Genomic DNA, 14912 nt, shown 5'->3' with positions numbered 1-14912 from the left:
CGCTTTCGGCCTGAACGGCCTTGTCCTCAATCGCCGGACGGGCTGAAGCGGCGGACCCCAGCTGAAAAGGCGCCGGGGGCTGGATCACTCCAGTCCCCGGCGCCTTTTCCGTGTCCCGTTACTTCACGCGGATCCTCCGCAGCGTCACCGACGCCGCCACCGCCGCCCCCGCGAGCAGCACCGCCCCCGCGATCGCCGCCCCCTGCATCCCGCTGGTGAAGGCTTCCCGCGCGGCCGTGGCCAGGGCGTCTCCCGCGCGCCCCGGGAGCCGGTCCGCGACCGCCAGGGCGCCGCCCAGTGTCTCCTGGGCCTGAGCAGGTGCCGAGGCCGGGATCTCGTGGCGGTAGATGGCCGTACCGATGGAGCCGAGGACCGCCATGCCGAGGGCGCCGCCGAACTCGGCCCCGGTCTCCAGGAGGGAGGAGGCGGAGCCCGCCCGTTCGACCGGGGCGGCGCCCATGGCCAGGTCGGTCATCTGGGAGAGGACCATGACGATCCCGGAGGCGAGCACGCCGCAGGCGGCCAGCACGAGCCACATCGAGTCGGTGCCGGCGAGGGCCAGCAGGGCGTAGCCGGCCGCGGCGGTCGCGAAGCCCGCCGTCACGACGTAGGCCCGGTTGACGCCCTTCTGGACCAGGGAGGTGGCCAGCGGGGCGGCCATCCCGATCGGCACCGAGGGCAGCAGCGCCCACAGGGCCGCCTCCAGCGCGCTCTTGCCGAGGACCGACTGGAGGTACTGCATGGTGAAGAAGGCCGAACCCATCATCCCGAACGAGGAGACGAGGTTGAGGACCACGGCGGGCGTGAAGCCGTGGCCGCGGAACAGCGCCGGGGAGATCATCGGCGAGGCCGCCGTGCGCTGACGGTGGACGAAGAGGGCGGCGAAGAGCAGGCCGACGGTGATCGAGACGACGTACTCGGGGTGCCAGCCCTCGGAGGGGATCTCCTTGAGGCCGTAGATCACGGGGAGCACGGCGGCCATCGACAGCGGGACGCTCAGCCAGTCGAAGCGGCCGGGCGCGGGGTCGCGCGACTCGGGCAGCAGGACCGGGCCGAGGACCAGGAGCAGCGCCATCGCCGGCAGGTTGACCAGGAAGACCGAGCCCCACCAGAAGGACTCGACCAGGACACCGCTCATCACCGAGCCGAGCGCGACGCCCGCCGTCATCACGCCGGACCACAGGCCGATCGCCTTCGCGCGCTGGGCGGGGTCGGTGAACATCGTGCGGGTCAGGGCCATCGTCGAGGGCATCAGGGTCGCGCCGCCGATGCCGAGGACGGCGCGGGCCGCTATCAGGGTCTCGGCGCTGTTGGCGTAGGCCGCGATCAGCGACGCCGTGCCGAAGGCGGCCGCGCCGATCAGCAGGAGCCTGCGGCGGCCGATGCGGTCGCCGATCGAACCCATCGTCATCAGCAGACCGGCCAGCACGAACGCGTAGATGTCGAAGATCCACAGCTGCTGGGTGCCGCTCGGTTCGAGGTCGGCGCTGATCGCCGGGATCGCGAAGTAGAGGACCGAGACATCCATCGAGACCAGCAGCAGCGGAAGCATCAGGACGCCGAGGGCGGTCCATTCGCGCCGGCCGGCACGGGAGGTGGTCGTGCTCGTCGAGTTCGTCATGCCGAGAAATATACGAACGTCTTAAACGCTTGTCTAGAACGAATGTATAAGCCATGCGTCTAGGACGTTTGTATGGATTGGCGCTAGGGTGGTCCGCATGGGACATCGCGAGGATCTACTCGAAGGCGCCAAGCGCTGCCTGCTGGGCCAGGGGTTCGTGCGCACGACCGCGCGTGACATCGTCAAGGAGTCGGGGACCAACCTGGCCTCGATCGGCTACCACTACGGCTCGAAGGACGCGCTGCTGGTGCAGGCGTACATCTCGCTGCTCCAGGGGCTCGGCGACACCTTCGACCCCGGCTGGGGCGAGGCCGGGGCCGCATCGCCCCCGGGGTCGCTGGAGCGCTTCCAGGAGGTGTGGGCGACCATCATCCGCTCAGTGCCCGAGGCGCGGGCGATCTGGATGCTGAGCCTGGAGGTCGTCGTCCACGCGGACCGGCTGCAGGAGGTGCGCAAACTGCTCGCCGAGGCGCAGGAACAGGGCCGCTCGGGACTCGTGCCCCTGTTCAGCGGGGTTCCGGAGGCCGAGCTCGACAAGGAGACCGTCGACACGGAGGGGCGTTTCTACGTGACCCTCCTCAACGGGCTCATGGTCCAGTGGCTCTTCGACCCCGACACCGCGACGGACGCCGAACAGCTCACCGAGGGACTGCGCCGGGTCATCGAGGGCGCCACCAAGGGCTGAACCGCCCCGACCCGCCCGGCACCGACTCAGAGCCGATGCGCCTTGAGAGCCATGTGCAGCAGCAGCCGGTCCTCGCCGTCGTCCAGGTCCAGGCCCGTCAACTGCTCCACGCGGGACAGCCGGTAGTACAGCGTCTGGCGGTGGATGCCGAGCTCGGCAGCGGTGCGGCCGGCCTGGCCGGCGCAGTCCAGGTAGATCTCGGCGGTACGGGCGAGTTCGCGGTGGGCGGGGGAGAGGAGGGGGCCGGTCACCGGGTCGTGGGCCGCCTCCGGGGGCAGGGCGGTGAGCAGGCGGTACGGCCCGATCGACGCCCACTCGGCGACCGGACCGAGCCGCGGCTCCGCCAGCGCCGCCCGCGCCGCACCGGCCGCCTCCCACCAGGCGGCCCCCAACTCCCCGAGCCCCGGACGCGCCCCGGCGACACCGGCGACCGGCCCACTCCCGGGCCCCCCGGACCCCGAGCCCACCCCCGCCCGCTCCAGCAGCCTCCCCGCCGCCGACGTCGCCGGTGTCAGCACGTCCGACGAGCGGAGCCGTACCAGGAGGGCGAGGGAGTGGCCCTGCGCTCCCCACGGCACCGTGCACAGGGCGGTGGCCCCCGGCACCGTACGGACGGAGGGGGTGCCCTCCGGGGCGGCGGAGGGCCAGGGGGCCACGCAGACCATGGTGTGGGGGGCGTCCGCGCGGGAGCCCAGGGCCGTACGGAGCTCGGCGATCGCCATGTCGCGCGGCCAGCCGGGCTCGGCGGTGAGGACCGCCCGCAGTTCCCGGGTGAGATCCGCCCCGTGCTGTGCCTCGTCCGCGAGGAGCGCGCCGATGCGGGCCGTCACCTCCATCGCCGCCGCCAACTGCCGCTCGGAGGGCCCCGGATCGTCGGCCAGCAGCCAGACGTAGCCGAGGACGACGCCCCGATGACGTACCGGCAGACAGACGCGCCCCCGGTACACCCCCGCCTCGGGGGTCGGCGGGATGCGGACCGGGCCCGTGGCCCGGGTGATGCCGAACCCCTCGAACCAGGTGCGCACGGCCGCCGTGGAGCGCCGGGTCAGGATCGAGCGGGTCCGCACCGGGTCCAGCGCGGACGCGTCGAGCTCGCCCTCGCTGTCGTAGGCCCCGAAGGCGATCAGCTCGAAGTCGCGGTTCTCCAGGGTCGCCGGCGCGCCGAGCAGCTCGGAGATCTCGTCGACCAGCTCCTGGTAGTCACCTGCGTGGTGGGAAGACGCGGAATCGGCGGTCACCCGGGCATTCTCCCCCATGGTCGCGGGCCCTTCATACATCTGTCTGAGATCTGGGGCACGGATGCGTGACAGCTGTCGATGGCCGACGATCGGAGGGATCCTTAGGTTTCACGGTGGTTCTCCGTGCCGTTCCCGGATCTTCGGGCATCGGCCTCGTATGCGTTGGTATGGAGGTGCCCCGTGCTGGGTCCCGTGATTCTCGCCGCGTCGCGCAGCGACCGGATGCGACGTCTGATCTCGGCGGCACCGGTGACCAAGCAGGTCGTCGACCGCTTCATCCCGGGCGAGACCGTGGACGAGATCGTCCCGATCGTGCGGAACCTGACCGACCGGGGCCTGGAGCTGACGATGGACGTCGTCGGCGAGGACATCACCCGCCCCGAGCAGGCCGCCGCCGCCCGGGACGCCTACCTGAAGCTCGTCGAACGGCTCGAGGAGCTGGAGCTCGGCACCCGCGCGGAGATGTCCGTGAAGCTGTCGATGTTCGGCCAGGCGCTGGCGGACGGCCACGAGCTGGCGCTGAAGAACGTCCGCCCGGTCGTCGAGGCCGCCGCCGCCATCGGTACGACGGTCACGCTGGACGCGGAGGACCACACCACCCTCGACTCGATGTTCGCCATCCACGAGGAACTGCGCAAGGACTTCCCGCAGACAGGCTGCGTGATCCAGGCCTACCTCTTCCGCACCGAGGCCGACGCCCGCCGGCTCGCCGGGAACGGCAGCCGCGTGCGTCTGGTCAAGGGCGCGTACAAGGAGCCGGCCGAGGTCGCGTACCAGGACAAGCACGAGATCGACAAGGCGTACGTGAGGATCCTGCGGACCCTCATGGAGGGCGAGGGCTACCCGATGGTCGGCTCCCACGACCCGCGCCTGATCTCTATCGCCCAGGAACTCGCCCACCGCGCGGGACGCAAACTCGACGAGTACGAGTTCCAGATGCTCTACGGCATCCGCAGCGACGAACACCTCCGCCTCGCCGCCGAGGGCCACCGCATGCGCGTCTACACCGCCTACGGCACCGACTGGTACGGCTACTTCATGAGGCGTCTCGCTGAGAAGCCCGCCAACCTGCGGTTCTTCGCACGAAGCATGATCACAAAGGGCTGAGCCCCGCCCCCGCTCGCAGCAACACCGCTCAGTAAGGAGTTACGGAACCCATGGACGCTGTGACCCAGGTCCCCACCCCCGTCAACGAGCCGGTGCACGGCTACGCCCCCGGCTCGCCCGAGCGCGCCCGGCTGGAGGCCAAGCTGAAGGAGCTGGCCGAGAACCCGATCGACCTGCCCTGCACGATCGGCGGGGTCAAGCGGCTGGGCGGCGGCGAGCGCTTCGACGTCGTACAGCCGCACAACCACAAGTCCGTGCTCGGCACCTACGGCAACGCCACCCGGCAGGATGCCCAGGACGCCGTCGACGCGGCCCTCGCCGCCGCGCCCGCCTGGCGCGCGATGTCCTTCGACGACCGCGCCGCGATCATCCTGCGCGCCGCCGAACTGCTGTCCGGCCCCTGGCGCGAGACGCTCGCCGCCTCCACCATGCTCGGCCAGTCGAAGACCGCCCAGCAGGCCGAGATCGACACGCCCTGCGAGCTGATCGACTTCTGGCGCTTCAACGTCAAGTACGCCCGTGACCTGCTCGCCGAGCAGCCCCCGGCGAACTCCCCGGGCGTCTGGAACCGCCTCGACCACCGCCCGCTGGAGGGCTTCGTCTACGCGATCACGCCGTTCAACTTCACGGCCATCGCGGGCAACCTGCCCACCGCCCCCGCGCTGATGGGCAACGTCGTCGTCTGGAAGCCCTCCCCGACGCAGACCCACGCGGCCGTGCTGCTCATGCGGCTCCTGGAGGAGGCCGGGCTGCCCAAGGGCGTCATCAACCTCGTCACCGGCGACGGCATCGAGGTCTCCGAGGTCGCCCTCAACCACCGCGACCTCGCCGGCATCCACTTCACCGGCTCGACGAAGACCTTCCAGTACCTGTGGAAGACGGTCGGCAACAACATCGAGAAGTACCGCTCCTACCCGCGTCTGGTCGGCGAGACCGGCGGCAAGGACTTCGTCGTCGCCCACCCGAGCGCCGACCGGGCGATCCTCAAGACCGCCCTGACCCGCGGCGCCTTCGAGTACCAGGGCCAGAAGTGTTCGGCGACCTCGCGGGCGTACGTCCCGGCCTCCCTCTGGAACTCCGGCTTCAAGGAGGAGTTCGCCGCCGAGGTCGACGGCATCACCATGGGTGACGTCACCGACCTGTCCCACTTCATCGGCGCCGTCATCGACGAGCGTGCCTTCGCCAAGAACAAGGCCGCCATCGACCGCGCGAAGACGGACCCGGCCTGCACGATCGTCGCGGGCGGCAGCTACGACGACTCGGTCGGCTACTTCGTCCGCCCGACCGTCATCGAGTGCGACGACCCGGAGAACGAGGTCTTCACCACCGAGTACTTCGGCCCGATCCTCGCCGTCCACGTCTACGACGACGAGAAGTACGACGAGATGCTGACCCAGATGGAGTCGGTCTCCGCCTACGCGCTCACCGGCTCGGTCATCTCCGGCGACCGCGCGGCCGCCGCGTACACGATGGAGAAGCTGCGCTACGCCGCAGGCAACTTCTACATCAACGACAAGTCGACCGGCGCCGTCGTCGGCCAGCAGCCCTTCGGCGGCGGCCGCGCCTCCGGCACCAACGACAAGGCCGGCGCCCCGCAGAACCTGATGCGCTGGACCCTGACCCGCGCCATCAAGGAGACGCTGGTCCCGCCGACCGACTACGCCTACCCGCACATGGGCTGACAGCCCCGCACGCGAACGGGCCAGGTCTTCGTCGACCCGGCCCGTTCGCGCGTCCGGGGCGGGCAGACTGGCCGCATGACACGGACGGAGCACGTGCGGGCGGATGACGGTGTGCGCCTGTGGGCGTCCCGGTCGGGCGAGGGCACCCCCCTGGTGCTGTGCCACGGCGGCCCCGGCCTGTGGGACATGTTCACCGACGTCGCCGCGCTGCTCGCCGACCGGGCCACGGCGATCCGCTGGGACCAGCGCGGCTGCGGCCGCTCCGAACGGTGCGCCGGTCCGTGGACGAGCGAGCGGTTCGTCGCCGATCTCGACGCCGTACGCGACCACTTCGGCCTGGAACGCATGACCCTGCTCGGCCACTCCTGGGGCGCACAACTGGCGTTGAGCTACACGCTGGCCCACCCCGAGCGGGTCGACACGCTCATCTACGTCTCCGGGACCGGCATCGGCCCGGACGCCGACTGGAACCCCGCCTACCACGCGAACTTCCGCGCCCGGCTCGGCGAACACCCCGAACGCCTGGCCCGCTGGCAGGAGTTGACCGACCGTCCCGTGCTGACCGAGCCCGAGGAACGGGAACGCGCGGTCCTCCAGTGGTCCCTCGAGTTCGAGGACCGGGAACGGGCCCTGGACCACGCCGCCCGTATGGCCGACCCCTGGCTCGGCATCAACGCCGAGTGCAACAGGGCCCTGAACGCCGAGCGCCGGCGAGCCTGGGGCACCCCCGAGCTGTACGCCGTCTGCCAGGCCCTCGACGTGCCCGTGCTGATCGTCGACGGCGCCCACGACATCCGCCCGCGCTCGGCGGTGGACTCGCTGGAGCAGGCCCTGCCCCGGGGGCGGCGGGTGATCCTGCCGGACGCCGGACACCTGCCCTGGGTCGAGGACCCCGAGGGGTTCCGCCGAGCGGTGACGGACGCGCTGTGACCGAATAACAGCCGTGGTGCAGACGGGGCCGGTGATACTTCCCACCATGGCTCTCGACCTGCGCACCGCCCACACCGCCGACCTCACCCCCGCCGAACTCCGCTCCGTGCGAGGCCTGTTGTACGACGCCTTCGACGCCGACTTCGGCGACGAGGACTGGGATCACACCCTGGGCGGCGTCCACGCCCTCGCGTACGACGAGCGCGGGCTCGCCGGGCACGGCGCGGTCGTCATGCGGCGCGTGCGGTACCGGACACGATGGCTGCGCGTCGGCTACGTCGAGGGGGTCGCCGTCCGCCGGGACGTGCGACGCACCGGGGTCGGCGGCCGGATCATGGGCGCCCTCGAAGGAGTCGTCACCCGTGCGTACGCCTTCGGAGCGCTCTCGGCGAGCGACGAGGGCGCCCGGCTGTACACCTCCCGCGGCTGGCGGACCTGGGCGGGGCGGATCCACGCGCTCGGCCCCGACGGCGTGGTCCGGCTGCCCGAGGAGGAGGGCACGACCTTCGTGTGGCCCGGACCGGCCGACGTGGACGACCCCGAGGCCGAGCTGGTCTTCGACTGGCGCGACGGGGACGTCCTCTGACGTCACGTGGGTCACGTGGGTCACGTGACCACTCCGGAACCCACCTCGACCGCGGCTGTACGGGCACTGGTGAGGGAGTGGAGGGCGATGACGAAAGGCCAGGTCAGCGGCGTGTGACTCGATTCACCGTCTCAGATAGTAGGAAGCCCAAGTAATTGTGGAGACAGGCGCGCTGTCCTCACTTACTTTTGTAGAAGCCGAACGTCTCGCTCGACCAAGCGAATGGCGGTCGTGAGCCGGGCACCGCGCAGGCAACCCCTGCGGCCCGACGCTCCCCGCCCCTTCCGGCGTCTCTTGTCCGCCTCCAGGGTTTTCGAAGGAGTCGATCCCCCATGGCCGAGACGACCGTCCGCCGCCGAGTCCGTCACATCTCCCGTACGAGCGATTCCGACCGCAAGAACGCCGCCGCCGCCCTTCAGCGCGCCCTCGACCGCCGCGACAACGGCGGCGAGACCGGCCACTGAGAAGCCTCACCGGCCGCGCCGCACCTCGAAGTGGTCCACACGCCGACCGGTGTCGGTGAACGCCGACACCGTCAGGCGCGGGTCGGACCCGGCCCGCGCCCGAACCGACAGCAGCGAGAAGCCCCGGTAGCGCACCCGTGACCACTCCACCGTCTCCGGACTGTTCTGCCGTGACTTCGTCCAGTGGAAGGTGTCGACGGACTCCCGCTCGCCGGCGTGCCCCTCGTAGCTCTCCCGCACGCCGGCCGGGAAGCCGTAGAGGTCCTTGCCGCCCCCGCCGGCCGTGACGTACACGATCCCGTCCCGGGTCGGATCCGTGGACCCGCCGATCGGCACCGGCCTGCCCACCTCGCCGTTCTTCACGGCGTCGGTCCGCTCGTAGACGTGGTTGTGCCCGTTGATCACCAGGTCCACCTGGTGCCGGGCGAACAGCGGCAGCCACTCCGCGCGGACACCGCCGTCGGAGGCGTGGGCGGACGTCGAGTAGGCGCAGTGGTGGAAGAAGACCACGACGAAGTCGACCCCCTTCGCCGCCCGCAGCTCACCCAGCTTGGTGTCCAGCCACGCCGTCTGCTTGCCCTCCGAGTAGCCGAAGTTGGCTGGGATCTCGTACGACACGTCGTTCGCGTCCAGCGCCACGACACCGACGTTGCCGTACGTGAACGCGTAGACCCCCGGCGCCGTGCGCGGGTCGAAGCCGCTGTCCGGGAGGGAGAAGCGGGCCAGCTGGCCGCCGTAGCCGTCGGGCGAGTACCAGGCCTCCATGTCGTGGTTGCCGGTCGTCACCATCCACGGCACCGACCTGGCCACCGGCTCGGTCTGCTTCAGGAACAGGTCCCAGAAGCGGGCGTCGTAGCCGTCCGACTCCTTGCCGGTTCCGTTGGTGTCGGCATAGCAGATGTCGCCCGCGTGCAGATGGAAGGCGGGCTTCTCGCGCAGCAGCACATGGTCGTTGGCGGCCGCCGCCTTCCCGACGCCCTGGTCGCCGAACGCGGTGAACACGAACGTCTCCGGGTTCGCGGGCGCCGTACGGAACGAGGCGATGGTGGAGCGGTGCTCCGGGGCGGCCGGGTCGAAGCCGTCGTGGCCGACGCCGTAGTAGTACGTCGTGCCGGGCAGCAGGTCGTCCAGGGCCGCGTGCAGGTAGTACTGCTCGACGGCGGGCCGTACGCCCTCGACCCCAGGGGTGTGCAGATCGCGCACCTCCGCCGCGATCCTGCGGCCCAGGTCGTCCGGCCGCGCCCCGACGCGCACGTAGGGCTTCCTGACCGTGGACGGCACCTGCCAGGAGATCCGCATCTGCGTCCTGGGGTCGGCGCCGAACGCCAGATGGCGGCCGAAGGGGGTGACGGAGGAGCCGGGGGCCTTGTCGAGGGACGAGGCCGAGAGGGTGGGGGTCGCCCCGGCGGACGGTTTCGACCCTCCCGAGCAGCCGGTCAGCAGCCCGCCCGCCACCGCGCCCGCCGTCACCAGCGTGCGGCGCCGGGACAGCCTGGTGCGCAGGTACTCGTACTGTTCCGCCATGCTCATCCGGCTCGCGAGCCTGGGCGGGATGCCGAAGTCCGGGATCTCCATGACGGTGAACTTCCCAGCAAACCCCAACGCCCGTCCAACGTACGGGTGAACGCCACCCGACGGAATGAAGCCGTCACCCCTGGGCGTGTCCGGATGGCGGACGGTTCATGTCATCCCATGGGACGAGGAGTAGGGTGCCCGCATGTCTCGCAGCCTCAATCTCGCAGTGATCCCCGGTGACGGCATCGGCCAGGAAGTCGTGGCCGAAGGTCTGAAGGTGCTCTCCGCCGTCCTTCCGCAGGATGTGAAGCTGGAGACCAAGGAGTACGACTTCGGTGCCCGGCGCTACCACGCCACCGGTGAGACCCTCACCGACGCCGACCTCGACGCGCTGAAGCAGCACGACGCCATCCTGCTGGGCGCCATCGGTGACCCGTCGGTGCCGTCCGGCGTCCTGGAGCGCGGCTTCCTGCTCAAGCTCCGCTTCGCCTTCGACCACCACGTCAACCTGCGCCCGTCGAAGCTCCTGCCCGGGGTCGCCACCCCGCTGGCCGGCGAGCCGAACATCGACTTCGTCGTGGTCCGCGAGGGCACCGAGGGCCCGTACACCGGCAACGGCGGCACCATCCGCAAGGGCACCGAGCACGAGGTCGCCACCGAGGTCTCCGTCAACACGGCCTTCGGTGTCGAGCGCGTGGTCCGTGACGCCTTCGCCCGCGCCCAGGCCCGCCCGCGCAAGAAGCTCGCACTGATCCACAAGAACAACGTGCTGACCTTCGCCGGTCACCTGTGGACCAACACCTTCAACAAGGTGGCCGCGGAGTTCCCCGACGTCACCACCGAGTACATGCACGTCGACGCGGCCACCATCTACCTGGTGACCCAGCCCGAGCGCTTCGACGTCATCGTCACCGACAACCTGTTCGGCGACATCATCACCGACCTCGCCGCGGCCGTCTCCGGCGGCATCGGCGTCGCGGCCTCCGGCAACATCAACCCGTCCGGTGAGTTCCCGTCCATGTTCGAGCCCGTCCACGGCTCGGCCCCGGACATCGCCGGCCAGGGCAAGGCCGACCCCACCGCCACGGTCCTGTCCGTCGCCCTCCTGCTGCGCCACCTCGGCTACGACACCGAGGCCGCCCGCATCGACGAGGCCGTCTCCACCGACCTCGCCGAGCGCACCGGCCAGCCCGCCCGCTCCACCTCGGAGATCGGCGACGCCCTCGCCGTACGAGTAGCCGGCTGACCCGGGCTGCTCCTCTCTTACGCAGCCGCCGGGTCGCATCCGCACCCGGCGGCTTTTCGTATGCCTCGCCGGGTGCCACCATCATCCCGGGCCCGAATTCACCCTGTTTTCTTCCGCCGTCAGGCTCGCGAGATAATCGAACGCGGAGCCGCGGTGCGAGGAAGTGCTCGGACGTCCTAGCACTGACGACTGGCAGTACAGGCGTGAGCGCGGCCCGTCACTACAACCGGTGAAGGACAACCACTCATGACGACGCCCACGATCGAGCTCAAGCCGTCCGCCCACCCGCTCTCCGCCGCGGAGCGCGAGGCGATCCTGGCCGACCCCGGCTTCGGCCGCCACTTCACCGACCACATGGTGACGATCAAGTGGACCGAGGGCCGCGGCTGGCACGACGGCCAGCTCGTTCCGTACGCGCCGATCCCGCTCGACCCGGCGACCAACGTCCTGCACTACGCCCAGGAGATCTTCGAGGGCCTGAAGGCCTACCGTCGCCCCGACGGCTCCGTCGCCACCTTCCGCCCCGACAAGAACGCCAAGCGCTTCCAGGCCTCCGCCCGGCGCCTGGCCATGCCCGAGCTGCCCGTCGAGACGTTCATCGAGGCGTGCGACGTCCTGGTGAGCCAGGACAAGGACTGGGTCCCCGCCCACGGCGGCGAGGAGTCCCTCTACCTGCGCCCCTTCATGATCGCGACCGAGGTCGGCCTGGGTGTGAAGCCGGCCAACGAGTACCTCTTCATCGTCATCGCCTCCCCGGCCGGCGCCTACTTCCCCGGCGGCGTCCAGCCCGTCTCCATCTGGGTCTCCGAGGACCACGTCCGCGCCGTCCCCGGCGGCATGGGCGACGCCAAGACCGGCGGCAACTACGCCGCCTCCCTGCTCGCCCAGGCCGAGGCCGCCGCGCAGGGCTGCGCCCAGGTCTGCTACCTCGACGCGGTCGAGCGCAAGTGGGTCGAGGAACTCGGCGGCATGAACCTGTACTTCGTCTACGGAAACAAGATCATCACGCCGTCCCTCACCGGCTCCATCCTGGAGGGCGTCACCCGCGACAGCCTCCTCGCCGTCGCCCGCGACCTCGGCTACGAGGCCGAGGAGGGCCGCGTCTCCGTCGACCAGTGGCAGCAGGACTCGGCCGACGGCACGCTGACCGAGGTCTTCGCCTGCGGCACCGCCGCCGTCATCACCCCCGTCGGCACCGTCAAGCGTACCGGCGCCGAGTGGCAGCAGTCGGGCGGTGAGCCCGGCAAGGTCACCCTCGAACTGCGCCGGGCCCTGCTGGACATCCAGCGCGGAACGGCCGAGGACAAGCACGGCTGGATGCACGAGCTGGGCTGAACGACGCCACACGGGCCGCTGCTGGTGCGCCGGCGTGAAATCAGCAGCGGCCCGGACGGGCGACCAGCTAGAACGTACGAGTGAACGTATTGCGCTGTGCCTCTTGCGGACGCCGGCTGACCCAACCCGTCCGGCAGCTCGACGAGATGCCCCCGCACCCCGGCTGGGACGGCCTCCCCGGCCCGGACGGCCCACCGAGCGTCCCGGTACGTACGTCGTCGATCCGCTGCCCTTCGGGGCGCCGTTCGAGCCGGTCTCGGAGGACGCGGAGGACGATTACGACGGCATCGTGCCCGGCGGCATGTGGATGTCCGACGAGCGGGGTCTGCTCGTCTCGGCCGGGCCGCGCGGCACGTACGTCCTCCATCCGGACGACGTCGTGGACCTCGACTTCCACCCGGACACCTCGCGCTGGGGCGGCTGCTGCGGTGCCTCCCCCCATCGCGGCATCAACCGGGTCTGTTCCTGCGGGGCGGAGATCGCCATCCAGGCCGGCGACTGCTCGGGCGGCTACGAGACGCGGCTCGTCCCGGACGCCCGTCCGCGTGGAAGCGGCTGCGTGACCCGGCGCAGACTGCTCGCATCCTGAGACACACGTGAGACGGCGGCAGGGCTGTGCCAGACTGCCTCCGTGCTCTCGTTCGCCACGATTATTGGCAGCAGGCGCGCCGGTCCGCAGTGACCGCCACGTACGACCAGGTACGGGCGGCCATCGTGTCCTCGACCCGCGCGCAGACCTCTCGCACCCGCGAGAGGTTTTTCGTTTTCCTGGCCCACCTTCAGCCGGGAAGAGAGCGCGAGGGACCATGGGGGGACGGTGGAGCCGGTCATTCCGGTAGACCGAGTTTTCATACAGGAGCCTTGACACCATGACGGAATCCAGCGAGCTCGACGACTCGTTCCACGTCTTCGACACCACCCTCCGCGACGGCGCCCAGCGTGAGGGCATCAACCTCACCGTCGCCGACAAGCTGGCCATCGCACGGCACCTGGACGACTTCGGCGTGGGCTTCATCGAGGGCGGCTGGCCCGGCGCCAACCCCCGCGACACCGAGTTCTTCGCCCGCGCCCAGCAGGAGATCGAGTTCCGGCACGCCCAGCTCGTGGCGTTCGGCTCCACCCGCCGCGCCGGCGCCAAGGCGTCGGAGGACCCGCAGGTCAAGGCGCTCCTGGACTCCGGAGCCCCGGTGATCACCCTGGTCGCCAAGTCCCACGACCGGCACGTGGAACTGGCCCTGCGCACCACGCTCGACGAGAACCTGGAGATGGTCCGCGACACCGTCTCGTTCCTGCGCGAGCAGGGCCGCCGGGTCTTCGTCGACTGCGAGCACTTCTTCGACGGCTACCGCGCCAACCCCGAGTACGCGAAGGCGGTCGTCCGCACCGCCTCCGAGGCCGGCGCGGACGTCGTCGTCCTCTGCGACACCAACGGCGGCATGCTCCCCGCGCAGATCCAGGCCGTCGTCTCCACGGTCCTGGCCGACACCGGCGCCCGCCTCGGCATCCACGCCCAGGACGACACGGGCTGCGCGGTCGCCAACACCCTGGCCGCCGTGGACGCCGGCGCGACCCACGTGCAGTGCACCGCCAACGGCTACGGCGAGCGCGTCGGCAACGCCAACCTCTTCCCGGTCGTCGCCGCCCTGGAGCTCAAGTACGGCAAGAAGGTCCTCCCCGACGGCCGCCTGCGCGAGATGACCCGCATCTCCCACGCCATCGCCGAGGTCGTCAACCTCACCCCCTCCACCCACCAGCCCTACGTCGGCGTCTCCGCCTTCGCCCACAAGGCCGGCCTGCACGCCTCCGCCATCAAGGTCGACCCCGACCTGTACCAGCACATCGACCCCGAACTCGTCGGCAACACCATGCGGATGCTGGTCTCCGACATGGCCGGCCGCGCCTCCATCGAGCTCAAGGGCAAGGAACTCGGCATCGACCTCGGCGGCGACCGCGAACTGGTCGGCCGGGTCGTCGAGCGGGTCAAGGAACGCGAGCTCAAGGGCTACACGTACGAGGCGGCCGACGCGAGCTTCGAACTGCTCCTGCGCACGGAGGTCGACGGCGGGCCGTTCAAGTACTTCGACGTCGAGTCCTGGCGCGCCATCGTCGAGGACCGCCCCGACGGCACCCACGCCAACGAGGCCACGGTCAAGCTCTGGGCCAAGGGCGAGCGCATCGTCGCCACCGCGGAGGGCAACGGCCCGGTCAACGCCCTCGACCGCGCCCTGCGCGTCGGCCTGGAGAAGATCTACCCGCAGCTGGCCAAGCTCGACCTGGTCGACTACAAGGTCCGCATCCTGGAGGGCGTCCACGGCACCCAGTCCACGACCCGCGTCCTGATCTCCACCACCGACGGCTCGGGCGAGTGGTCCACGGTGGGCGTCGCCGAGAACGTCATCGCGGCGTCGTGGCAGGCCCTGGAGGACGCGTACACGTACGGGCTGCTGCGGGCGGGTGTGACGCCGGCGGAGTGACCGACGAAGAATCGTCGCGTATGTCTGGC

Annotated in this window: 13 protein-coding genes; 10 read left to right on the top strand and 3 right to left on the bottom strand. The window is 70.6% G+C overall.

Translation table 11 applies throughout. From position 1 onward, the window contains the following. Nucleotides 1-118 precede the first annotated feature (118 nt). Nucleotides 119-1621 carry an MFS transporter gene (locus ACGFNV_RS30240; RefSeq protein WP_393626623.1) on the bottom strand — a complete coding sequence of 501 codons (1503 nt, stop codon included), beginning with the start codon at nt 1619-1621 and terminating at the stop codon, nt 119-121. 97 nt (nt 1622-1718) lie between these two features. On the opposite strand from ACGFNV_RS30240, the gene ACGFNV_RS30235 reads away from it, so the two are divergent. After that, complete coding sequence (locus ACGFNV_RS30235) at nt 1719-2306, top strand: TetR/AcrR family transcriptional regulator (RefSeq protein ID WP_393626622.1); 588 nt, start codon at nt 1719-1721, stop codon at nt 2304-2306. Between the two features lie 26 nt (nt 2307-2332). On the opposite strand, the gene ACGFNV_RS30230 is transcribed toward ACGFNV_RS30235, so the two are convergent. Continuing rightward, nucleotides 2333-3562, bottom strand: coding sequence for a PucR family transcriptional regulator (locus ACGFNV_RS30230; RefSeq protein WP_393626620.1), 1230 nt, complete (start codon nt 3560-3562; stop codon nt 2333-2335). A gap of 162 nt (nt 3563-3724) precedes the next feature. Here ACGFNV_RS30230 and ACGFNV_RS30225 point away from each other — a divergent pair, with 162 nt between their 5' ends. From ACGFNV_RS30225 to ACGFNV_RS30205, 5 genes are all read left to right on the top strand, one after another. Beyond that, complete coding sequence (locus ACGFNV_RS30225) at nt 3725-4651, top strand: proline dehydrogenase family protein (protein WP_393626618.1); 927 nt, start codon at nt 3725-3727, stop codon at nt 4649-4651. 50 nt (nt 4652-4701) lie between these two features. After that, nucleotides 4702-6333, top strand: coding sequence for an L-glutamate gamma-semialdehyde dehydrogenase (gene pruA, locus ACGFNV_RS30220; protein WP_393626616.1), 1632 nt, complete (start codon nt 4702-4704; stop codon nt 6331-6333). A 75-nt stretch (nt 6334-6408) separates the two neighbouring features. Further along, nucleotides 6409-7263: an alpha/beta fold hydrolase gene (locus ACGFNV_RS30215; RefSeq protein WP_393626614.1), complete on the top strand. Its 855-nt coding sequence runs from the start codon at nt 6409-6411 to the stop codon at nt 7261-7263. A 46-nt stretch (nt 7264-7309) separates the two neighbouring features. Continuing rightward, entirely contained in the window at nt 7310-7849 is a 540-nt protein-coding gene (locus ACGFNV_RS30210; RefSeq protein WP_393626612.1) for a GNAT family N-acetyltransferase, read from the top strand. Between the two features lie 332 nt (nt 7850-8181). Continuing rightward, nucleotides 8182-8313 (top strand): hypothetical protein, encoded by a 132-nt coding sequence (locus ACGFNV_RS30205; protein ID WP_133930177.1) that lies wholly within the window; start codon nt 8182-8184, stop codon nt 8311-8313. A 6-nt stretch (nt 8314-8319) separates the two neighbouring features. Here ACGFNV_RS30205 and ACGFNV_RS30200 read toward each other — a convergent pair whose 3' ends face one another. Then, complete coding sequence (locus ACGFNV_RS30200; RefSeq protein WP_393626609.1) at nt 8320-9888, bottom strand: purple acid phosphatase family protein; 1569 nt, start codon at nt 9886-9888, stop codon at nt 8320-8322. A 142-nt stretch (nt 9889-10030) separates the two neighbouring features. On the opposite strand from ACGFNV_RS30200, the gene ACGFNV_RS30195 reads away from it, so the two are divergent. From ACGFNV_RS30195 to cimA, 4 genes are all read left to right on the top strand, one after another. Next, nucleotides 10031-11074, top strand: coding sequence for a 3-isopropylmalate dehydrogenase (locus ACGFNV_RS30195; RefSeq protein WP_393626608.1), 1044 nt, complete (start codon nt 10031-10033; stop codon nt 11072-11074). A gap of 246 nt (nt 11075-11320) precedes the next feature. Continuing rightward, nucleotides 11321-12409 (top strand): branched-chain amino acid aminotransferase, encoded by a 1089-nt coding sequence (locus ACGFNV_RS30190; protein ID WP_393626606.1) that lies wholly within the window; start codon nt 11321-11323, stop codon nt 12407-12409. A gap of 103 nt (nt 12410-12512) precedes the next feature. Then, nucleotides 12513-12998: a hypothetical protein gene (locus ACGFNV_RS30185; RefSeq protein ID WP_393626604.1), complete on the top strand. Its 486-nt coding sequence runs from the start codon at nt 12513-12515 to the stop codon at nt 12996-12998. A gap of 280 nt (nt 12999-13278) precedes the next feature. Further along, on the top strand, nt 13279-14883 hold the full coding sequence (cimA, locus tag ACGFNV_RS30180; RefSeq protein WP_393626602.1) for a citramalate synthase: 1605 nt from the start codon (nt 13279-13281) through the stop codon (nt 14881-14883). Nucleotides 14884-14912: the final 29 nt, after the last annotated feature.

This window comes from Streptomyces sp. NPDC048751, assembly GCF_043198595.1.
GTDB lineage: Bacteria > Actinomycetota > Actinomycetes > Streptomycetales > Streptomycetaceae > Streptomyces.
Note: the sequence above shows the minus strand (reverse complement) of the source record. Positions and strands in the feature narration are given on the sequence as shown.